Origin of the sequence: Corallococcus sp. CA041A, assembly GCF_003612075.1 — a bacterium.
Lineage (GTDB): Bacteria > Myxococcota > Myxococcia > Myxococcales > Myxococcaceae > Corallococcus > Corallococcus exiguus.
The window spans coordinates 1-460 of record NZ_RAWF01000626.1 but is presented as its reverse complement, the minus strand read 5'-3'; the positions used below and the strand labels follow the sequence as shown (position 1 = coordinate 460).

Genomic DNA, 460 nt, shown 5'->3' with positions numbered 1-460 from the left:
TACGGGAAGGATGCGATGCGCAGCCTGCTCAAGCTCGGCGGCATCTACGGCGTGCTGGTGCTGGTGGTCAGCGGCGTGCTGATGACCATGGTGGATGTCGACACGCTGATGACCGTGGTCAGCGACAAACCGCTCACCGCTGACGCCATCCGCGAGTTCTACCTCGCCATGGTGATGGGCTCGGTGCTGTATATCCCGGTGGCGGTGCTGTTCTGGTTTGCGCCGTTACTGGTGGCATGGCACGGCATTCCGGTGGGCAAGGCGCTGTTCTTCAGCTGGATGGCCGTGTGGCGCGACCGCGCCGCGTTCATCGCGTACGGCGTCCTGGTGGCAATCCTGCTGATCGCGGTGCCGTTGTTCATCGATGCGTTGTTCGCGTCGAGCGGTGCCAACAACATCGCCCCCATCATTGCCACGCCGTACCGGATTCTGGTGATGGCCGTGCTGTACTGCTCGTTCT

The 460-nt window shown here is 62.8% G+C and carries 1 protein-coding gene; it reads left to right on the top strand.

The features are described from left to right. Positions 1-15: 15 nt before the first annotated feature. On the top strand, positions 16-460 hold a 445-nt coding region (locus D7V77_RS42520; protein WP_199734010.1), incomplete at its 3' end, for a BPSS1780 family membrane protein.